23 protein-coding genes and 1 tRNA gene are annotated in these 18,249 nt (G+C 56.2%); 15 read left to right on the top strand and 9 right to left on the bottom strand.

The features are described from left to right. Positions 1-50: 50 nt before the first annotated feature. The 3 genes from GXM22_RS02325 to GXM22_RS02315 all read right to left on the bottom strand — a co-directional run bounded on the left by GXM22_RS02325 (position 51) and on the right by GXM22_RS02315 (position 2,813). Positions 51-1,478: a site-specific integrase gene (locus tag GXM22_RS02325; protein ID WP_005929548.1), complete on the bottom strand. Its 1,428-nt coding sequence runs from the start codon at positions 1,476-1,478 to the stop codon at positions 51-53. Between the two features lie 34 nt (positions 1,479-1,512). Then, a complete protein-coding gene (locus tag GXM22_RS02320; RefSeq protein WP_005929550.1) occupies positions 1,513-2,172 on the bottom strand; it encodes an HI0074 family nucleotidyltransferase substrate-binding subunit in 660 nt (219 codons plus the stop codon). Positions 2,173-2,255: 83 nt separating this feature from the next. Next, a complete protein-coding gene (locus GXM22_RS02315) occupies positions 2,256-2,813 on the bottom strand; it encodes a helix-turn-helix domain-containing protein (protein ID WP_050762765.1) in 558 nt (185 codons plus the stop codon). Between the two features lie 135 nt (positions 2,814-2,948). Here GXM22_RS02315 and GXM22_RS02310 point away from each other — a divergent pair, with 135 nt between their 5' ends. The 9 genes from GXM22_RS02310 (at position 2,949) to GXM22_RS02270 (ending at position 7,303) form a co-directional block, all read left to right on the top strand. After that, positions 2,949-3,155: a helix-turn-helix domain-containing protein gene (locus GXM22_RS02310; protein WP_005929558.1), complete on the top strand. Its 207-nt coding sequence runs from the start codon at positions 2,949-2,951 to the stop codon at positions 3,153-3,155. Positions 3,156-3,157: 2 nt separating this feature from the next. Next, positions 3,158-3,403: a helix-turn-helix domain-containing protein gene (locus GXM22_RS02305; RefSeq protein ID WP_005929560.1), complete on the top strand. Its 246-nt coding sequence runs from the start codon at positions 3,158-3,160 to the stop codon at positions 3,401-3,403. A gap of 18 nt (positions 3,404-3,421) precedes the next feature. After that, positions 3,422-4,030 carry a DUF6291 domain-containing protein gene (locus GXM22_RS02300; RefSeq protein WP_005929562.1) on the top strand — a complete coding sequence of 203 codons (609 nt, stop codon included), beginning with the start codon at positions 3,422-3,424 and terminating at the stop codon, positions 4,028-4,030. 58 nt (positions 4,031-4,088) lie between these two features. Continuing rightward, positions 4,089-4,295, top strand: a complete 207-nt coding sequence (locus GXM22_RS02295; RefSeq protein WP_005929565.1) for a hypothetical protein — start codon at positions 4,089-4,091, stop codon at positions 4,293-4,295. A gap of 100 nt (positions 4,296-4,395) precedes the next feature. Then, positions 4,396-4,617: a hypothetical protein gene (locus tag GXM22_RS02290; protein WP_005929567.1), complete on the top strand. Its 222-nt coding sequence runs from the start codon at positions 4,396-4,398 to the stop codon at positions 4,615-4,617. A 53-nt stretch (positions 4,618-4,670) separates the two neighbouring features. Next, complete coding sequence (locus GXM22_RS02285) at positions 4,671-5,123, top strand: hypothetical protein (RefSeq protein ID WP_005929570.1); 453 nt, start codon at positions 4,671-4,673, stop codon at positions 5,121-5,123. Further along, a complete protein-coding gene (locus tag GXM22_RS02280) occupies positions 5,120-5,308 on the top strand; it encodes a hypothetical protein (RefSeq protein WP_005929571.1) in 189 nt (62 codons plus the stop codon). The genes GXM22_RS02285 and GXM22_RS02280 overlap by 4 nt, the downstream gene beginning before the upstream one ends. A 175-nt stretch (positions 5,309-5,483) precedes the next feature. Continuing rightward, positions 5,484-5,828, top strand: coding sequence for a helix-turn-helix domain-containing protein (locus GXM22_RS02275; protein ID WP_005929574.1), 345 nt, complete (start codon positions 5,484-5,486; stop codon positions 5,826-5,828). Between the two features lie 1,241 nt (positions 5,829-7,069). Continuing rightward, entirely contained in the window at positions 7,070-7,303 is a 234-nt protein-coding gene (locus tag GXM22_RS02270) for a helix-turn-helix domain-containing protein (RefSeq protein ID WP_035393342.1), read from the top strand. A gap of 432 nt (positions 7,304-7,735) precedes the next feature. On the opposite strand, the gene GXM22_RS02265 is transcribed toward GXM22_RS02270, so the two are convergent. Next, positions 7,736-7,972 carry a hypothetical protein gene (locus GXM22_RS02265; protein ID WP_005929587.1) on the bottom strand — a complete coding sequence of 79 codons (237 nt, stop codon included), beginning with the start codon at positions 7,970-7,972 and terminating at the stop codon, positions 7,736-7,738. 409 nt (positions 7,973-8,381) lie between these two features. Continuing rightward, positions 8,382-8,457 (bottom strand) — tRNA-Lys (locus GXM22_RS02260). A 245-nt stretch (positions 8,458-8,702) separates the two neighbouring features. Between GXM22_RS02260 and GXM22_RS02255 the strand changes: the two genes are divergently transcribed. Together GXM22_RS02255 and GXM22_RS02250 are read left to right on the top strand one after the other, a co-directional pair. After that, positions 8,703-9,962 carry a DUF3048 domain-containing protein gene (locus GXM22_RS02255; RefSeq protein ID WP_005929599.1) on the top strand — a complete coding sequence of 420 codons (1,260 nt, stop codon included), beginning with the start codon at positions 8,703-8,705 and terminating at the stop codon, positions 9,960-9,962. 34 nt (positions 9,963-9,996) lie between these two features. Continuing rightward, positions 9,997-11,082 carry a DUF3048 domain-containing protein gene (locus GXM22_RS02250; RefSeq protein WP_005929602.1) on the top strand — a complete coding sequence of 362 codons (1,086 nt, stop codon included), beginning with the start codon at positions 9,997-9,999 and terminating at the stop codon, positions 11,080-11,082. Between the two features lie 57 nt (positions 11,083-11,139). Here GXM22_RS02250 and GXM22_RS02245 read toward each other — a convergent pair whose 3' ends face one another. Together GXM22_RS02245 and GXM22_RS02240 are read right to left on the bottom strand one after the other, a co-directional pair. After that, on the bottom strand, positions 11,140-11,745 hold the full coding sequence (locus tag GXM22_RS02245; RefSeq protein WP_005929606.1) for a twin-arginine translocation signal domain-containing protein: 606 nt from the start codon (positions 11,743-11,745) through the stop codon (positions 11,140-11,142). Between the two features lie 146 nt (positions 11,746-11,891). Further along, positions 11,892-12,566, bottom strand: coding sequence for a histidine phosphatase family protein (locus GXM22_RS02240; RefSeq protein ID WP_005929611.1), 675 nt, complete (start codon positions 12,564-12,566; stop codon positions 11,892-11,894). 282 nt (positions 12,567-12,848) lie between these two features. Here GXM22_RS02240 and GXM22_RS02235 point away from each other — a divergent pair, with 282 nt between their 5' ends. The 4 genes from GXM22_RS02235 (at position 12,849) to GXM22_RS02220 (ending at position 15,889) form a co-directional block, all read left to right on the top strand. Next, positions 12,849-13,544, top strand: coding sequence for a helix-turn-helix domain-containing protein (locus GXM22_RS02235; protein WP_005929618.1), 696 nt, complete (start codon positions 12,849-12,851; stop codon positions 13,542-13,544). A 119-nt stretch (positions 13,545-13,663) separates the two neighbouring features. Next, positions 13,664-14,287 carry a twin-arginine translocation signal domain-containing protein gene (locus GXM22_RS02230; protein ID WP_035393344.1) on the top strand — a complete coding sequence of 208 codons (624 nt, stop codon included), beginning with the start codon at positions 13,664-13,666 and terminating at the stop codon, positions 14,285-14,287. 158 nt (positions 14,288-14,445) lie between these two features. After that, positions 14,446-15,003: a twin-arginine translocation signal domain-containing protein gene (locus GXM22_RS02225; RefSeq protein WP_005929625.1), complete on the top strand. Its 558-nt coding sequence runs from the start codon at positions 14,446-14,448 to the stop codon at positions 15,001-15,003. Positions 15,004-15,253: 250 nt separating this feature from the next. Then, the gene (locus GXM22_RS02220; protein ID WP_005929631.1) at positions 15,254-15,889 is read left to right on the top strand and encodes a type I phosphoribosyltransferase; all 636 of its coding nucleotides are present in this window, start codon (positions 15,254-15,256) and stop codon (positions 15,887-15,889) included. A 77-nt stretch (positions 15,890-15,966) separates the two neighbouring features. Here GXM22_RS02220 and GXM22_RS02215 read toward each other — a convergent pair whose 3' ends face one another. Beyond that, entirely contained in the window at positions 15,967-17,337 is a 1,371-nt protein-coding gene (locus GXM22_RS02215) for an MATE family efflux transporter (RefSeq protein WP_005929634.1), read from the bottom strand. An 81-nt stretch (positions 17,338-17,418) separates the two neighbouring features. Beyond that, on the bottom strand, positions 17,419-18,243 hold the full coding sequence (locus tag GXM22_RS02210; protein ID WP_082210751.1) for a histidinol-phosphatase HisJ family protein: 825 nt from the start codon (positions 18,241-18,243) through the stop codon (positions 17,419-17,421). Between the last annotated feature and the right edge of the window lie 6 nt (positions 18,244-18,249).

The following is an 18,249-nucleotide window of genomic DNA, read 5'->3' as shown; positions in this document are numbered from 1 at the left end:
GCCCACAGGCCCGGCGGAATCATCCCCGCCCCCTGTGGGCTGCTCTGTTTTTATGCGTGGTTTTCGTCCCGAATCCGGGTAAACACATCTGTCAGGGCATCCGATGCAGCAGCGTCCGCCGACCGGATGAACCCGGCATAGATATCTGTTGTGGTGCTGGTCTTGGCGTGACCCAGACGGCCCGACACCGCCGTAACAGGAACATGGGCGGCTATCAGCAAGCTTGCGTTGGTGTGCCGCAGGCTGTGGAAGTGTACCGGCGGGAGATCATGGGCAGCGAGGAAGCCCGGGAACCACGTTGTTACCGTCTTGGGGTCAATGGGTGCACCGTTCCATTTGGTGAATAGCAAATCATTCTCCACCATTTTCCCGGCGATCTCCACACGCCGAACCCATGCCGTGCCCATCCTGAGCCGTTCCGCCCGTTGGTGCTGGCGGTATTCCCGCAGCAGCTGCACACACTCCGGGCCTATCTTGATGCACCGCCGGGAGCGTTTTGTTTTGGGCGTGGTGAATACAGTGCCCTTGCCCGGGATGTACTGCACGTTCCGCTCAATGGACAGTGTACCCGCGTCCAAATCCACATCACACCAGCGCAGCCCGCAAATCTCACTCCGCCGGGCACCGGTGAACAAGGCAAGCTGTGTGATAACACTGAACTGCGCCGGTGCATCCTGTAAGGCTTCCAGCAGCCGGGCAACGTCCTTTTCTTCCAGCGCCTGCACGTCTATCTCTTCGGCCTTGGGTGCTTCTGCCCGCTTGCAAGGGTTTTCCGGTACAAGACCCCACTGCACAGCCTTTGTGAATACGCTGGACAGCATCCGGTGATAGTGCTGCACCGTATTCCCGTTGAGCCTTCCGCCGTCCTTGACGTGCTCTGTGAACGCCTTGGAGAGGGGAAGCCCCACCACCCGGACAACCTTTTCGGCTGTGCTCTGGCTTACGTTTGCGCCCCGATACACGTTCCGCATGGTATCGTCCCCAATGCCTGCTGCCTTGGCGATCTGGCCCCGCTTGCCATGGGGCAGACGTTCCAGCAGGGCAGGCGTTGCGGTATAGGTACTATCTTCCCGCACACCCTGTTCCTCTAGGTTCGAGTAAAAAGCCATCAGGTGCGCCGGTTTCACTTGGCACACTTTCAGTTGCCCCAGCCCGGCGGAAATACGCGGCACCAAACGCCGGTAGTTGTAAACCGTCTTGGGCTTGAGCTTCTTTTCTGCGTACTCGGTGAACCATCGTTCTATCAGGTCGTCCACCTTCATGGACGCATCCAGCAGCACACCGGCATGCACTTCCTGTTCAAAGGCATCCGCCTGCCGCTGCAATTCCTTTTCCAGCTTCTTCCCGGTCATGCCCGGCGGCGGGGTAAACGTCCGGTTCACCATCACTTGACGGCCCCGCCGGTCGTAGCCATTGGAGACCCGGATGCAGTAGGAGCAAGTGCCGTCTTTCTTCATCCGCTTTGTTATCTTTGCCATCCGTCCACCCCGCTTTCTGCTATCCCGCCGGGCTTCATTCGTCCTTCATGTAGGCGGTCACGCTGTCGAACAGGGGCAGATACTGGCCCTCTATCCGTGCAAAGATAGCCGCCGCTGTGGCTTCATCGTAAACGTGGGAAGTCAAATTGCGGTCGTTCAGCAGCTCCACCCATGCCTTTTGATCGTCTATCATGCCAAAGGCAAACGCCTGTTTGATAACCTCTTTCGGGCTGTTGATGTTGGTATAGCCTTGGTCAAGCAGGTATTCCCGCATGGTTTTCCATGCCAGTTCCGTGCAGAACTCAAACCGCTGAATGGTTCCATCCCGTACAGAATCCAATGGGAACTTCTTGTAATCGTCCAGCGCTTCCCGCAGCCGGGCCACCGCAGCGGTAAAGCGGTCGTATTTTTCATGCAGCTTGTCCATCAGTTCAACACCATCCCTTTCGATGTTCGCAAGAAATACCGGCTCCATGCCGTCCTGAATGTGCACAATATCAAATTTCAGCAGCGTGGGCAGTTCCTCGCAGTGCATCCAGAACTCCGCCCGGTTATCCTCTGGCATCCCGTACACAGCCAAATCAATGTCACTGTTGGGCCGGTTGTCGCCCCGGGCACGGGAGCCAAACAGCACAAGCCGCTTTGCGCCATACCGCCGGGCCAGTGTCGCAAGCTGATTATAAAGTTCTTCCATGTTCTCACCTGTCACAATCGTTGTGTGCGCTCTATGGGGCTATATCCGCACTCACAGCGGCACATAAGCCCCGATGGACGGCTTTAGTCGTTCTTGGGAGGTGTATCTTTGGGAGTGTCCCCGGCGGCATCCTGCGAGTTTTCCGAATCATATGGCGGTATTTTATAGTATCGTGGATTGGTTTCTAAATCTGCAATGCGTTTTACTGCTTCAATTTTTCCAACCCGATTTAGTGCATTAAAGCTCCCGGCTATTACATTCAGCAAATCAAAATCCGTCCAGCCTTTTAGACTACTAAGATATAATTCATCTGTCATATTCGCCAGCTTTCCGAGATCACCGTATTTTGCATCTGCAAATCTATTCGGGTCGATATTACCTTGATTATCAACAGATTCATCCAAAAACTTTTCCAATGCTTCTTGTTGATCTGCTGTTTCCTTTGCAGGAAGTCCGTATAATACTGTCACACTTACCCCTAGAGCACTTGCAATTCGCTTTATGGTTTCGTGTTTTGGGTTTCTTAAGCCGTTTTCCCATTGTGCAACACCAACCGGGGAAATTCCTAATCGCCTTGCAAGTTCTTTTTGTGTCAGCCCTTGAAGTTTTCTCACAGTCCGGATGTTATCGCCTATTGACACCAGCCGCACCACCTTTCTTTTTTAGTATAACACAGTTCTCACAAGAAAAAAAGCAAAAGAATAATCTTTCGGCTTGATTTATTCAAACGCTTATGTTAAAATGAAGCAAATGAATATGAAAGGAAGCTTGATTGTATGAGAATCGACCGTGTAAAACTGATCGCTGAAATGGCCCGGCAGGATGTGGGCGTTGCAGACCTGTCCCAAAGGGCCACTGTTTCCCGCGCCACTATAACGGCATTGCGTGGCGGAAAAAGTTGTAACGCAAACTCCGTTCGCCGTGTTGCTTCCGCTTTGGGCGTGACTGTGGAAAGCCTGTTGGAAGATGGAAAGGAGCATTGACCATGGGCGAGTGCATTAGCTATCCCCGTTTGCCCAACATGGCCCCGGTCAAACAAGCCGCCCAGCTTTACGGCCTATCGCCCTATTACATCCGCCGCCTGTGCAAAGCCGGTAAGATTCGGTTCGTAAATGCCGGGCGCGGCTGGCTTGTAAATCTGGACAGCCTTGCCCGGTACTTCGAGCAGGGCGACCCTGCCCCGGTGGAGCTGACCCCCGCAGCTCCCAGCGTCCGCCGGGTGTGCCCCTGATGAATTGAGGGGGAACACATGGAAGAACGTAAAAGTTTTTTGTTCTATCGGTCGTTTTGGAGTGGAGGAAGTAAGCTAAAACCTCGTGAAAGGCTTGCATTTTATGACGCACTTGCGCAGTATGCGTTCACCGGTCAAGAAACTTCCTTGCCCCATAATGCCGCAATATGTTGGGAGTTTGCAAAGCCTTTGATTGATTCCAATAACAAAAAGTACGCAGATGGGTCAAAAGGCGGCAGACCACAAAAAACCACTGGTTTTGATGATGATATAACCACTGGTTCCGATTCCCTCAAGAATATATCTGAGGATAAAGAAAAGGAGAAAGATAAAAGAGAAGGTAAAGGAGAAAGGAGAACGCGCCAAGCGCGGAATGAGAAAAAGCCGCAAACGGCAGTCTTTTCAAGCCTGCCTAGCGGCACAAATAGAATCGGCTACGCTGGAACGGAAGAGTTGAAAAAGCGGCAGATACCAAAGATTGAAAAGGCAGCAGAGCAAATAGCCGCCCAGCCGCAGACACAACAAGAGGACACAGAGACCGCCGAATTGAAAAAGGCGTTTCGACAGGACAGAGCAACGGAAGAACAGCCCACCCCGGCGGAATATGCCCAGCCCCCGCCGGGCTGATTCTCCGCCGATAGAGCAAGCGGCCAGACCTCACAGCCAAAAGAAAGGAGTATGCCCCATGTTTATTTACACCCTCTATACACTCACCGGCGAGACTTTAGGCCAAACGCCCTTGCTTGAGCAGGCCATGCGCACCGCCCGAGCCTATGCCGCTGTCCGCCGGGTGTCCTGTGTGGTAGAGTGCCGCCGCCTTGATACCGATGAAGCCCGCCGGGTGTTGCTGAACGCAGACGGCAGCATGGTCAAACTCTGGCAGGCCGCATAAAAGTGCATTTTGCCCCGGCCTGCTGGATGCACATAAATCACCTGATGAAAATATCATTCTGTGTGTCTATGCACAAACAAAACCAAAGGAAAGAACCATTATGACAAAAGAAACACTTTTACACGCAACTGACCTTTACACCACAATCCAGAAGATCGAGCAGCTTTTGACCATCTTCGAGAAGAACAGCATTGAGGAAGTAAAGGTGCGTGGGTTTGACTGGAAGCCCAGCACAGAGCAGGAAACCCGAATCCGCACCGCCATTCTTGCAGATCAGCGGGAAGAATTGGAACGCCTGAAAGCCGAACTTGCCGCGCTGTAACCACAAAGAGCAACTTACCATCAATCATTTTTGAAAAGGAGTGGTGAAGAATCATGCCACGCTGTACAGTTGACGCGGACTTTTTGAAGTCTGTTCTCGAGGAAGCGAAAGCCGCCGAGCGTTGGGCGGAAGCAACTTACCAGCTTTTCATGAAAAAGGGCGAAATAACGGAATACGCTATGCGCCGGATTCAGTATACCGAATCTATCTTGAATATCCCTTTCCACAGAAAGACCCTTGCCGAACTTGAGTCCGGCGAATGGCTGAATGAAAATTGCGTTACACTGGAAATGCAGTTGAAGTCCTGTCAGCATCTTTGCGAAAGCATCACCAACCGTTTGTCTGTCGTTCTGGAAGAATGCGACTATTACGATCAGGAACGCCGGAACACCATTCATCTTGCCCCGGCACGGACACAGAAAGGCCGACAGGTCACAATCCCGCCGGAAGTTGACGCAATACTTGCAAAGATGATGGAGAACGCCGAAAAGGAGAAGAAAGCATGACAACGGGAGCCGGAACCGGCACAGCATCAAGCCGCAGAGAAAAAGAGGACACGCGGCACTCTGTAGCAGAATACTACGATATGATTGAAAAGGAATATGCAAGCGCTGGACACATCATTTTCTTCCGGCGTTTGGTCATTACCCGCGCCGCCAACAACTGGCGAATGAATCACCCGCAAAAATAAAAAGGGCTTTCGTTTCGCATGGTACAAGCTGCCCCGCTTCTCTCATGCTACTTTGAAAGTCCCATCCGTAGGAACAAAGGAAAATAACTTGCGTGTCTATCTTCCCCCAATAGTATACCACAATCGGGGAGAGAGGGCAAAGCATAGGTTTTCACAACATCCAGAAAGGAATCCTATGAAAAAGAAAAAAGGCCACCAGCGTTCCCGCTTGCGTGTTGACCCGTTCAACCTGTTGCAGCAGCTTTGTGAGCAGGATTGTACACTATCCGAACTGCAACAGCGTACAGGCTTTGACCCAGCGGAAATTAAGCCATTACGCGCCGCCGGGAAAATCCATCTTGATACCCTGAATCGCATTGCCGCCGGGCTGGATGTTTCGCCCAACTCCCTGTTAATTACAGCAACTAGCCCTTGGAAGGCATACCATGGGGACTATGCAAATCAGACTTGTGGATTTTCTGATGCTTTCAACGTTCTTGCTGATTATAGCCCTTATGACCTTGGGCCGCTGTTCAAGTAATTGACATCTAAAGCCGCCGCCCCTCTGAGCTATAGAGGGCAGGCGGCTTTTTTGACCCCCGGCAGATTTTTCACGGCCATTTTTTGCGGAAGTGAAAAAAATCCCTGCCGTCTAAAATTATTTCGCGCTTCTGGACCCGCATAGTTTTCAAAAGAGCGCCCCAGTACCTTAACGCCTTGGGGAAGATCATCCCATAGTGCAACCGCCATGCTGAGCAGAAAATCAACAAAATGATATCAAATAGCACAATACGCTCACATCGTTACACTATAGCTACGCTCAAACGTCCGGTTCTGCATGGTTTTGTTATCATTCTTGCGCGATAGGCCCCGCCTGTTTTCTCGCTTCCCGCCTTGCTTTTTTGCTTGTACTGCGTCCTTGCTCTGCTGTATTCGCAAGTTTGTTTTTCTGGCGGGGTTTCAACACTTGCGGAAATGGTTTTCATGCGCACATTGTAGCCGTTGACCCCTAGCCGCTGGATATGATCGGGCAGGCTGTGGCAATCATCCGCCGCCGCTGTGCATATCGCCCCAATTGGAATGTGCTGCCCCTGTTTATCTGTTCCGCCGGGTGGTGTGTATAGTCCGCTGAATAGAGCCGCCTATACTCTGCATTGTCACTATGTAATGACGCTTTGTCCCTTGCTTGCCGCCGGGTGTTTTGTAATCATGTCGGGTACAGTATGCGCCGTCCTGTTTTCTGGCTGTGTGCCTTGTCCTTTTGCCTGTGACATTCTTTTGCCCTGATCTATTCGCAAGTTGTTTTTCCATGGAACTTTTCGGGCTTGCGGAAGCTGTTTCATTTGCGCGCGCATAGCCCGCCCCCTGCCTGCTGAATGCACCTATGCAAAGAAAAATATTTCCGCGTACTTTTATTTGACATATTGAACAATTGCAAGCTGAAACTTTCCACATTTTACACACAAGAATCTTTCATTACAAAAACGATTTAATTTCATCAAACATTCGGCCCGACTGAACGCCGCCCCATCTGTCCATAGCCCGCCGGGAAAACCTGATGCAAGCCACGGCACCCCACGACACAGGACGGCACCCCATGGCATCAGATGCAAAGAGATTCCACGTTGTTCCCAATAGGCGTAAGGATTCCCGTTCATCAATGCTACATTCCGCTGCACCGCCGCCCGCGTTCGGCCCTCTTGCAAAATGGCCCGCCCCATGGTTTAATGCAGGCACACAGAGAACGACACAAACCGACCAGCAGAAAAAGAGGTGCATTGCTTGAACAATACGATCCGCTACCCGAACATGGGAACCGTAAAGCAGGCCGCTGAAATTTACGGACTGTCACCCCACTATATCCGGCGGCTTTGCAGGACCGGCAAAGTCCGGTATGTGAATGCCGGGCGCGGCTGGCTTGTGAATCTGGACAGCCTAGCCCGGTACTTTGAGCAGGGCGACCCGGCCCCGGCAGAGCAAAGCCAGACCGCCCACGGCATCCGACAAATTGGATGATGGACACACCCGGGAGCACACCGAGAACGTACACCCCGCCCGGCGGCGAGGTGTAACACACTAGACTTTCACGGAAAGTCGTGTGCTCTTGCAGAGGGCCTAGTGCTTGCAAGCAGGGCAGACGTATATACAATACGCTGCTCTTGCAAGCAATGGCCCTGTACATACACGGCCCCTTGCGTTGCAAGAACTTGTTGGGAAGAATCCCAAACCCACATAGCCGCCCCGCTCTGGCAGCGCCGCAGCACGCACCCGGCCCGCACTCTGATGCACGCAGCCAACGTACCCCGCCGGGGGAAATCATGCACAGATCAGCAGCACCACACCCCGCCGCAGCACCGGCAACAGAACGCCCAGCACCACCCGCACACCTACGATCAGACCGCCCGGCGGCATCCCGGACACACGCAGCACACACCCACACAGCCCAGATCAGACACCCAGCCGCCCACGCTGGAAGCTGTGCAGCACCCGCAGCCCCACACGATTAGGCCCCCAGACAGCACGAAAGCCCGCCCGACTATCAAGCAGGACAGGCTTTTTCTTTTGCATGATGGAGCCGGACGCCGCCCGGCGGAAACAATTGGGAAGAACCACACAGCCAGACCGCCGCCCGCATTGCCCGCTGCATCCATATTCCGCCGGGGAGATCAGCCACAGATCAGGCAAGGAGAGAACCACCAGCACGACCACAGCCCCGCACCCAACAAGAGCGGGCCCGCACTGGAAGCCGACCGCAGACCCCGCCGGGAGTAGCAGCAACCACGCACACGATCAGACCGCCCCACACCAGCAGGCAGACCGGCCCACGTTGCCCCCGTCCCTGCTATGGCCCCCGGTGGACACCGCCCGGCACGTGTAGCGGCCACCCCCAGACCGCCCGCAAATCTCGTAGCCTGAACCGCCCCGCCCACACCGCCGGGCATCAGAAGCAAGGCACAGCGTAAGGCACACGGCAAGGCATTTTTTCAAGAGTAAGGCACAAATAAGGCACATTCTGGCTGTTTCGCACCCCTTGTAAAACAGAAAAACCCACGATTTGCACCGCGTTTTCAACGGTTAATCGTGGGTTTTTCTTTGGTGCGCTCGAGGGAACTCGAATCCCTGGCCCTCTGATTAAAAGTCAGATGCTCTACCGGCTGAGCTACGAGCGCATACATTATAAAGCGCAGTATAACACGATACTGCCGAATAATATTACCATACTCCCGGGCAAAAAGCAAGCTTTCTGCACAAAAAACTTTCCCAAAGCTGTCATCGGGCAGATTTTGCCACGAACTGCCCCTTTACAAACCGGGCAAGAACCAGTACAATCAAAGCAGTTCATTACAAAACTGCAACCGACCTGCCGGGCGCACTTCCGCGCCGGGCAAGCCGATCCGATAGGAGGGCTTTTTCCATGAAAATTTCTCGACGGTCCGTACTTCGCTATTCCGGGCTGACGGCGGCGCTGCTGGCGCTCACCGGCTGCTCTGCAAGCCCCGGCAGTGCCATTCTGGGCGGTGACCTGCCCGACTGGATGAAGAGCCTGTTCTGCGGCTCGGCGGCATCCTCTTCTGCTTCTTCTGAGGCCGCTGCATCCTCTGTGGTCGCAGCCGGTGAGGCCGCAGCTGGTGAGGCAGCCGCCTCCTCGGCAGCGTCCAGCGAAGCTGCAAGCTCTGCGCTCAGCCTTCTGCCAGCCTACGACGCTGACCCTCTGACCGGCGAAGCCCGCAAGAGCACCGGCCGGATGGTGGGTGTGATGATCAACAACATCGCCAACTCCGAAAAGCAGAACGCACGCCCCCAGCGCGGCATCGGCTCGGCAGACCTGCTCATTGAGAGCAAAGTAGAGGGCGGCATCACCCGCCTGTGTGCCGTGTTCCGGGATGCGGACACCATCCCGGAGGTCGGGCCGCTGCGCTCCGGCCGCGACCAGTTCCTGCAGCTGCTCATGCCCCATCAGGCCCTCTATTACCACGATGGCGAGAGCATTTTCTGCACCCAGTTCATCAATGTATACGATTACTCCGGCCTGAACATCGGCGGCAAGAGCTACTTCAACACGCCGGTCCACCCCCACGTTGCCCACCGTGACAGCCGCGGCCGCAATGTAGCCTACGAACACACCGAGTTCACCTCCGGCAAGGAGATCAAACAGGCGGCCGGCAACGCCGGCATCGGCCTGACCTACGCCAACGAAACGCCTTTCTTCCACTTTGCCGACTACCGCACCGCGGCCTCCAATGACCTTCCCGGTGCCCCTGCGGCCAAAACCATCAGCATCACCCACTCCGAGAGCTACAGGACCCGCCTGACCTACAACAGCTGGGGCCGCAGCTACAAGCTGGAAATGTACAACCGCTCCAAAAAAGCCTATGAGAACACCGTGGACGAGCTGACCGGCAAGCAGCTGACCTTTGACAACGTGGTGGTCTGCTTTGCCGATATCGCCGCCTATGCGGGCGATTCTCACGATGTCCAGTCGGTCAACTATGTGGCCGGTGGGCAGGCGTACCTCTTCACACGGGGCGGCGTGCAGGTGGGCCGCTGGGAGAAGCCGCATCCCACCCATCCGCTCAAGCTCTACACCGAAACCGGCGAGGAGATGACCCTGAACCGGGGCAAGACCTATCTGGCACTGGTGGACAATGATGAGTGGAGCAATTTCAGCTACTAAATCACCCGCCCTCCGGGGCAGAAGAGGGAAACCGATGAAACGCTTTTGGATGCGCGCTTTGCTCTGTTTTGCGCTCAGCGCCGCACTGCTGACAGGCTGTGCGCTCAGCCCCAGCTCCCAGCCCGCTGAAAGTCCCACTGACCCGCTCACTGGGCAGGAACTTGTCTGGCCGGGCCAGCGGCCGGTCGCCATCACCATTGACAACGCGGCCGCCAGCACCACTCAGTGGGGGCTTTCCACAGCCTCGCTGGTGCTGGAAGCCCTGACCGCACAGCAGCAGTCCACCAGGCTCTGTCTGGTCTACCCTGCCGTGGGGGCCGTGCCGCAGGTCGGGCCTGTCTCTGCCGGGCAGGACCTCTACTGGCGGCTGCTGGTGGGCCAGCAGGTACTGCCGGTGCAGCGGGGCGGCGGGCAGTTTGACCAGAACTACCTTGATTACTACTCTCTGCGCGCGGTAGACGCACTGGAGGTGGGCACCAATGCCTTTTCCTGTGAGACCAATTGGCAGAATGTCCCGCTGTGGCATACCAGCGGTGCAGCACTTTCGGGTGTGCTGGGCAGCCTGAACATCTCCCCGGCCCTGACAGAATCCCGCGTCACGGACACCTCTTCCAGCAGCTCCGACAGCGAGAGCGGAACCCTCCTCTCCGTTCCGGGTCTGCTGCCCATGCAGGAAAGCGGCAAGCTGCCCGATGCAGATGCTTCGGACGCAATGAGTGTCCGGGTCCAGTTTGATGCGCAGAACGCCACCGGCTTCACCTACGATGCCGACACCAAGACCTACCGGATGCTCCACGCAGACGGCACACCGCAGCTGGATGCCAACAACGGCCAGCAGGCAGATTTCGACAACCTGCTCATTCTGTTCAGTGCATCCACCCTGCGTGACGATGGTGTGACGCTGGATTACGACCTGACCATGGGCGGCGGTGTCTGGCTCAACGAGGGCCACCTGTGGAACATCACCTGGACGCAGGGCAGCGAGACCACCTTCTTCCTGTATGATTCCAACGGCCGCCCCCTGACCCTGACGGCAGGCCGCAGCTATCTGGCGCTGGTGTCCAGCCTGACCGGGCAGGAGCTCACTGTGCAGAACTCCACCGGGGAAAGCCTGTTATAAGCAAAAGAGACGGTCCTGCAATCCGATGCAGAACCGTCTCTTTTTACGCTATGTTTTTTACAGATCGACCACGCTGCCCACCTCGGCAAGGGTGGCAGGCACCACGCCCAGATGGACCTCATCGGCATCCCGGCGCACCACAAAATGGACGGTCTGGCCTGCGGCAAAGTCGGGCTGATAGATCAGCTCCAGCGTCTGCCAGTCCGCCGGGGTCTCGCAGAAGCAGTGGAGCATCGCCCCGCGCCCTGCGGAAAGATTCAAGGTAAAGGCAGAGGCATCTGCCGCATTCTCACCGTAGAGGGGAGCTGCAAAGCTGCCCACCCGCACCTGTCTGCCATCACACAGGGCAGTCAGGCCGGTGCCCAGGCTGTACAGGGCATTCCTGCTGTCCAGGCCGCGGCTCTGCAGGTAGCTGGCCCCCACAGCCAGCGGCCGGGCCGAGAGGTTCTCCACCGACAGATAGACCAGCGTGCTGTCCAGCTCCGGGGCAGGCGCATAGCCCAGCAGCTCCACTGCCGCCTTGCCGTCCAACAGAGCAGGTTCGCCCTCATAGCAGGGGGTCAGAGCCGCGCCCGAAACACCGGTGAGCAGGGCAGCAGCCAGACTGACTGCGCCGGAACCGGCATATTTCAGGAACGAGCGGCGGGACAGGGATTGTGACATCGGGGATTCCTCCTAACGGGAAAATAAGTTCTCTTTATACAATAGTAAATTCCTGGCTTTCTGTCAAGAGATTTGCCCGGAATTTTACCTGTTCTTCCGCGTTTTTACGTGTTTTGGATATTTTCAGGGCGGCGCGGCAAAGATTCTTACTCAAATGCCTCGTTTTCCTCGGCTTCTGCCTGCCCGCGCAGGGTATCGGCGTAACCAAAGGGGACGATGTCGATGGCCTCCACCAGACGGTCGCGCATCCAGAGCTGCACGTCGGTCTGGACGGTATAGCCGCAGCCGGGGTCGGCCATCCACTGTTCCGGGTGGCGGGAGGGCAGCGCGCGCTGGCTCAGCATACTCATGATCACGCCGCCATGGGTCACGCAGGCAGCCTCGGTCACATCCATCCGGATCATATACTCAAACAGCTTGAGCAGGGTCTCGGCGCAGCGGGCATGGAACTGCTCGGTGGGCTCTGCTCCCTCGGGCACAAAGCCGGAGCCGGGGGTGATCCACTTCTTGAAATCCTCTTCCTTGACCAGATCCTTCACGGGGCGGTTCTCAAACACGCCAAAGCCCGCTTCCCGCAGGTCGTGCACTGTGAACTGGTGGCCTGCATTGGGGAACAGAATGTTCGCTGTCTCCACAGCGCGCACCAACGGGGAGGAGAACACCGTGTCCACCTGCGGATACTCGAACCGCTCCTTCAGCTCCTTCAGCTGGGCGCGGCCCTCATCACACAGGGGGATGTCCGTACCGCTGCCGATGTACAGGCCCTGCAGATTACCGGCCGTCATGCCGTGGCGGATGAGATGAAGTTTGAACGTTTTCATGGAAAAACACCTCTATCTGGCAAAGAGTTCCTCTTTGCTGTAAAATTTCGCACCGGCAGTGGGCATCCTGCCCGGGCCGTGCGCCACAAAATATGCGTTGATTGTCTTTAGTTTAGCATAGATATGGTATCCGGGGCAAGCCTTTTGACAAAAATGACGAAAAATGACGAGAATTTCCGTCACTTTTCTTGCTTTACTTTTGGTTTTCCACTGTGTATAATCAACATGTTGTAAACCAAAACTCAAAGAAGTTCAATTTCCACTACTGAGGAGTCCAAAATCATGGAATTCAACCGTATCATCAAGCTGCTGCGCAAGGAGCGCGGCATCACCCAGAAGCAGGCCGCCGAAGACCTTGGGGTGTCCCAGGCACTGCTCTCCCACTACGAAAAGGGCATCCGCGAGTGCGGTCTGGACTTTGTTGTCCGGGTAGCGGATTACTATAATGTGTCCTGCGATTATCTGCTGGGCCGCTCGGCTGAGCGCAACGGCATGATGCTGAACGCCGATGACCTGCCCAACCCCGATAAGATGAAGGACAACGTCTACCACGGCAGCGTTCTGCCCACCATGAACAAAAAGCTGATCTCCAACAGCCTGAACGTGCTGTATGCCAAGATCGCCGAGTGCCACAGCAAGGCCCTGACCACCGAGGTCAGCACCTACCTGATGATGGCCGTGGCCAAGATGTTCCGCCTGCTCTACTCCGCCGAGCCCCACAACGCCCAGAGCCTGTTCAGCGTGGAGGCCCGCCGCTGGCCCGGCTACTCCGATGCCGTGATGCGGATGAGCGAGAGCAACGTGGAGGACCTGCTGGCCGGTGAGGACCTGAACGGTGCCGAGGGCGTGAAAGACCCCTCCTGCCTTGCCATGACCACCGAGAGCCTGACCCGGGAATACCCGCTGTACACCCCCAGCCTGCTGAATCTGGTCAAGACCAGCGAGACCCATGTGCGCGGCCTGGACCCCAACCAGTGAGCTTCTGTGTGAAACTCCTGTTAATTCTGTGCCCAGGGCCTTGCAATTTCCGGTAAAAAATGCTATAAACGAATCAGCGAAGAAAAAGATTTCTGCCATTGATTAAGGAGGCAAGCTTTATGTCGAACAAGATTTCCCGCCGCACCTTCCTCAAGGTCACCGGTGCTTCTGCCGCTGCTCTGGGCGCTGCTGCTGTGCTGGGCGGCTGCCAGGCCGGCGATAACTCTTCCATCGAGGTCAAGGTCGGCGATAAGATCAGCAACTGGAACAATCTGGCGGTCCAGCTGACCAGCGTCTTTACTCTGGCAAGTGCCCCCGATGCCGAGGGCTATGAGTACATTGCCATGCTGATCACCTCTGCAAACCGTTCCAGCCGCGACACCTTTGCCATCGGCGCACAGAACATTCAGGAGATCGGTGAGGCCTATCCTCTGGATACCCCGGAGCAGATCGCTGCCAACACTGCCGGTTACTTCCACGCTCTGTCCGCTTCCACCACCGACTTCTCCTTCACCTGCGACGGTCAGGCAGCCGAGGGCGGCGCTTATGTCCAGCTGTACGACAGCACCACCGAGAGCTTTACCACGGCCTCTGCCATTCCCCCGCAGGGTGCAGGCTACATTGAGCTGGTCTGCATGGTGCCCACCACCTGGCAGCAGATCGGCGTGACCTACACCCCGACCTTTGTTTCCGGCAAGACCCTGAACTTTACCATCAACGCCTCTGACCTGACCAAAGCCTGATCGATCAGGACGAAATTTCGTATGATTTGCACGGCGGCGGTGGGAAATTTTCACAAAAGATTTGTGAAAACCATTGACATTCGCCCCCGTTTCGCCTATTGTATAGGCAGAGCCTTTTGGCATTTCGTGCGTTTTGCACATTATAAGGAGGAACGATTATGTCGTTAGCATTTTCTCGCCGCTCTTTCCTGAAATACTCCGCTGTTGCAGCTGTGGCCGTTGCGGGTGCCAGCCTCTTCTCCGGCTGTGATCAGACCGATACCAAGAACCTGTACTGCGATGGTGCCGGTTCCATTACTGTTCTGCAGATCAATGCCGTTCTTGGTACCTACGATGACAATGCCAAGAAGTACAAGGATATTGACCTGACCGGCAATTCCATTACCTTCCCCTTCCAGATCACCGTTGGCCGCACCAACAACCTGCCCATCCAGCCCAGCAACTTCAAGGCGATCGTCTACGGTAAGGACGGCAAGCAGAAGGCAAAGTATGTCGGTGGAACCAGCAACGAGCTTAAGATCGACGCTTCCCTGCTGGACACCAACCTGGCAAACAGCGCTATCAATAAGGGCACCATCACGCTCAACGCCTCTCTGGCTGAGGGCGAAAAGCTGGTCTTTACCTACTGCCCCGACCTGCAGTATGCCGAGTATTCCATGAACTGGGTTCTGGCTCGTGCTGCGAGCGCCAGCTCCGGCTCTACCACCACCAAGTAATCTCCCCAACGTACATCCCAAGCCGTCCGGAAAAGCCGGGCGGCTTTTTTGTGCCGTTTGTGCTGGCAAAGTGTCTCAATTTTTCTTCAAATTTTCAGCAATTCTGTATCTTGTGCACACCCGCATTTTCTGATACCATAGGTTCATGGAAAAGAAGGGGAGCGCAGCGGCAGGGGCCGCCGCGCTGTTTGTGTTTCCGCCTGAAAAAGGCCAATGGGCCGTAGTTTGACAGAACAGGAGTGTTGCAGTTATGATCAACATGGTAAAGCTTCCCACCAACAAGAGCAATCTGTTCCTGCGTGTGGCAAAGGGCCATTTCGCAACCAGCCACAGCCACATCAATTACTATATCGATGTCACCACCCAGAAGTCCCGCCTTTCCGAGGCAAAGGCTGTGGCAAAAGAGCTGGTGGCCGCCTACCAGCACAACACCATCGTGGATACCGTTCTCTGCCTGGACGGCACACAGGTCATCGGCACCTGCCTTGCCAACGAGCTGACCAAGGACGGCTTTGCCAACATGAACGCCCACCAGACCATCTATGTCATCACCCCGGAGTACACCACCGGCAGCCAGATCATCCTGCGCGACAATCTGGCCCCCATGGTCAAGGGCAAGCATGTGCTGATCCTGGCTGCTTCTATCACCACCGGCTACACCGTGCAGGCTGCGATTGAGGCGATCAACTACTACGGCGGCACTGTGGCAGGCCTGAGCGCCATCTTCGCCACCGCCACCGAGTGCCTGGGCATCCCGGTCACCTCTATTTTTGACCCCTCCAACCTGCCCGATTATGCCAGCTTCGATTCCCGCGAGTGCCCCATGTGCAAGGCGGGCCAGCATATCGATGCACTGGTCAACAGCTTCGGCTATTCGGCACTGTAAGCCCCCTTGCCCGATCCGTTTCATCCACTTCCCGCAGACACAAAGACCCGGCTGTCATTGGCAGCCGGGTCTTTTTCTTATTCTGCTTTTTTCGGGAACACAAACGGGTCGTGCAGGTAGACCAGCACGAGGTACGCCGCCATGAAGCACCAGATGATGGGCTCACAGAGGATGACGGCGTTATAGGCAAACTTCGGGATGAAGAAGAGCACGAATACCACCTTGCCCACCAGCTCGATGACACTGGAGAAGAGGGGCAGGACCTTCTGCCCCAGGCTCTGCAGGGCGTAGCGGGTGGCCAGCAGGACACCCAGCACCGAGTAGAAGGGCGCGTTCCAGAGCAGATACCGTGCGCCGTTTTCCAGCACCACAGGCTCGTTGGAGCCAGAGATGAGCTGCACCATCCACTCTGCGCCCAGCTGCATCAGAAGGACCGCCAGCACGGCCACCGCCACGCTGTACAGGGCGATCTCCTTCATGCCCTTGCGGACACGCTCCGGCTGGTTTGCGCCGCAGTTCTGGGAAACAAACGTGGAGCATGCCGATGCCATGGCCATGACCGGCATGCTGGTAAAGGAGAACAGCTTCCGGGCGGCGGTGTGACCGGCAATGACCAGCGTGCCCAGCCCGTTGATGCCATACTGCAGCACCACCGAGCCAGCCGAGACGATGCTGCTCATCAGACCCATGGAGATGCTCTGGCTGAACAGCTCCCAGTAAAGGTGGCTGCCCACCCTGAAATGCTGTTTTTCCGGCAGCAGGATCTTCACTCTGAGGAAGATGTACAGGATGCAGAGCACCACCGAAACGCCCTGCGAGATGACCGTTGCCACAGCCGCTCCCTGCACCCCCATGCCCATTCTTGCAATGAACAGGAGATCCAGCACCACATTCAGGCCCGAGGAGATGAGCAGGAACACCAGCGGCATCACGCTGTTGCCAATGGCGCGCAGCAGGCCCGCGCAGAGGTTATAGGCGAACATGACCAGCACGCCCAGATCGATGGTCAAAATGTAGCGGTACGCATCGTCCAGGATCTCCGCCGGGGTGTCCAGCATGAGGAGCAGCGGGTGCAGGCCCAGCACACCCGCCAGCGTAATGCAGAGGGAAGCCACCAGACCGATGACCAGTGAGCCTGCCACGGTCTTTTTGAGCAGATCGTGATCCTGCGCCCCGTAGGAGCGCGCTGCAACGATTGCAAGGCCGTTGCCGATACCGAGGCCAAAACCGACCAGAAGCTCGTAGATCGAGCCGCAGGAGCCAATGGCGGCAAGGGCGGTATCGCCCAGCACATTGCCCACGATCATGGTGTCCACGGTGTTATAGAGCTGCTGGAACAGGCTGGAGATGAAGATGGGCAGCATGAACAGCAGCAGGTTTTTGAAAATGGGCCCGTGCATCAGGTCCACATTCATGCTGAAGGGGGATTTTTTCGCAGTTTGGGTCATAAGGTTCCTCACAGTTTACGGAAAACAACCCTCCCCGGCATTGCACAGCAAAAACGGAGAGGGTTGTGCTTTATTTTTCTTTTACAGCTCCTGGGTCTCAAAGCCGTGGCCGGTCAGCACCTCCACGCTGGTGAAGCCGGCTGCCTTGATGGCGGCGGCGGCTTCCTCAAAGCCGAAGGTCAGGCTGGAAACATCGTGGGAGTCGGAGGTGATGATGACCTTGCCGCCCATCTTGTTCCACTCCTCCAGCATCCATGCACTGGGGTAGAAGTCCTTGCGGTAGCCGCGGTAAACGCCGCCGGTGTTCACTTCCAGCAGGCAGATGTGCTCTTTGGCTGCGTTCAGAGCCTTGAGGGCAGCGGCCCGGTAGCGGGGAGCCTCTTCATCAAAGAACTCACCCTCGCCGTTCAGCTTCTTAATGAGGTCGATGTGGGCCAGAATGTCCGGTCCCTTGGCGGCAACCTTCTCCACCTCTGCAAAGTAGGCCTCCACAGCCGCCAGCGGGTCACCGTCGAAATCATCAAAGATGCAGTCGTGCAGATCCTGCGGGCGGAAGTCGATCTCGTAGTACTTGCCGGTGTTCTTGCCGTACAGGTGATGGGCCGCACCGATCCAGTAATCGTAGTTCTCGGGCTTGTCCTCGCTCAGGCTGTCCCACTCGATGCCGCAGAGGATGTCCACCTTGCCCTTATACTCTGCCTTGAGCTTTGCAATGGTGGCCTTGTACTGGGCGGTGCGGCTGGGGCTCATGCAGTACTCGCGGTCTCGCTGCGTATAGCTATGGCCGGAGAAGCCCAGGGTCGTCAGGCCCTGTGCACAGGCGGCACTGGCCATTTCCTGCAAGGTATTTTTGCCATCGCACATCGTCGAGTGGCAATGAACACTGGACTTCTTATAATCTGCCATAACTAA

This window comes from Faecalibacterium duncaniae (genome assembly GCF_010509575.1).
GTDB classification, from domain to species: Bacteria; Bacillota; Clostridia; order Oscillospirales; family Ruminococcaceae; genus Faecalibacterium; species Faecalibacterium duncaniae.
This window is presented reverse-complemented; position numbering and strand designations above follow the sequence as displayed.

Bases quoted from the DNA above. Each gene is read 5' to 3' on its own strand.
- GXM22_RS02325 (WP_005929548.1), bottom strand. From the start codon at position 1,478: ATGGCAAAGATAACAAAGCGGATGAAGAAAGACGGCACTTGCTCCTAC.
- GXM22_RS02320 (WP_005929550.1), bottom strand. From the start codon at position 2,172: ATGGAAGAACTTTATAATCAGCTTGCGACACTGGCCCGGCGGTATGGC.
- GXM22_RS02310 (WP_005929558.1), top strand. From the start codon at position 2,949: ATGAGAATCGACCGTGTAAAACTGATCGCTGAAATGGCCCGGCAGGAT.
- GXM22_RS02305 (WP_005929560.1), top strand. From the start codon at position 3,158: ATGGGCGAGTGCATTAGCTATCCCCGTTTGCCCAACATGGCCCCGGTC.
- GXM22_RS02300 (WP_005929562.1), top strand. From the start codon at position 3,422: ATGGAAGAACGTAAAAGTTTTTTGTTCTATCGGTCGTTTTGGAGTGGA.
- GXM22_RS02295 (WP_005929565.1), top strand. From the start codon at position 4,089: ATGTTTATTTACACCCTCTATACACTCACCGGCGAGACTTTAGGCCAA.
- GXM22_RS02290 (WP_005929567.1), top strand. From the start codon at position 4,396: ATGACAAAAGAAACACTTTTACACGCAACTGACCTTTACACCACAATC.
- GXM22_RS02285 (WP_005929570.1), top strand. From the start codon at position 4,671: ATGCCACGCTGTACAGTTGACGCGGACTTTTTGAAGTCTGTTCTCGAG.
- GXM22_RS02280 (WP_005929571.1), top strand. From the start codon at position 5,120: ATGACAACGGGAGCCGGAACCGGCACAGCATCAAGCCGCAGAGAAAAA.
- GXM22_RS02275 (WP_005929574.1), top strand. From the start codon at position 5,484: ATGAAAAAGAAAAAAGGCCACCAGCGTTCCCGCTTGCGTGTTGACCCG.
- GXM22_RS02255 (WP_005929599.1), top strand. From the start codon at position 8,703: ATGAAAATTTCTCGACGGTCCGTACTTCGCTATTCCGGGCTGACGGCG.
- GXM22_RS02250 (WP_005929602.1), top strand. From the start codon at position 9,997: ATGAAACGCTTTTGGATGCGCGCTTTGCTCTGTTTTGCGCTCAGCGCC.
- GXM22_RS02245 (WP_005929606.1), bottom strand. From the start codon at position 11,745: ATGTCACAATCCCTGTCCCGCCGCTCGTTCCTGAAATATGCCGGTTCC.
- GXM22_RS02240 (WP_005929611.1), bottom strand. From the start codon at position 12,566: ATGAAAACGTTCAAACTTCATCTCATCCGCCACGGCATGACGGCCGGT.
- GXM22_RS02235 (WP_005929618.1), top strand. From the start codon at position 12,849: ATGGAATTCAACCGTATCATCAAGCTGCTGCGCAAGGAGCGCGGCATC.
- GXM22_RS02230 (WP_035393344.1), top strand. From the start codon at position 13,664: ATGTCGAACAAGATTTCCCGCCGCACCTTCCTCAAGGTCACCGGTGCT.
- GXM22_RS02225 (WP_005929625.1), top strand. From the start codon at position 14,446: ATGTCGTTAGCATTTTCTCGCCGCTCTTTCCTGAAATACTCCGCTGTT.
- GXM22_RS02220 (WP_005929631.1), top strand. From the start codon at position 15,254: ATGATCAACATGGTAAAGCTTCCCACCAACAAGAGCAATCTGTTCCTG.
- GXM22_RS02215 (WP_005929634.1), bottom strand. From the start codon at position 17,337: ATGACCCAAACTGCGAAAAAATCCCCCTTCAGCATGAATGTGGACCTG.
- GXM22_RS02210 (WP_082210751.1), bottom strand. From the start codon at position 18,243: ATGGCAGATTATAAGAAGTCCAGTGTTCATTGCCACTCGACGATGTGC.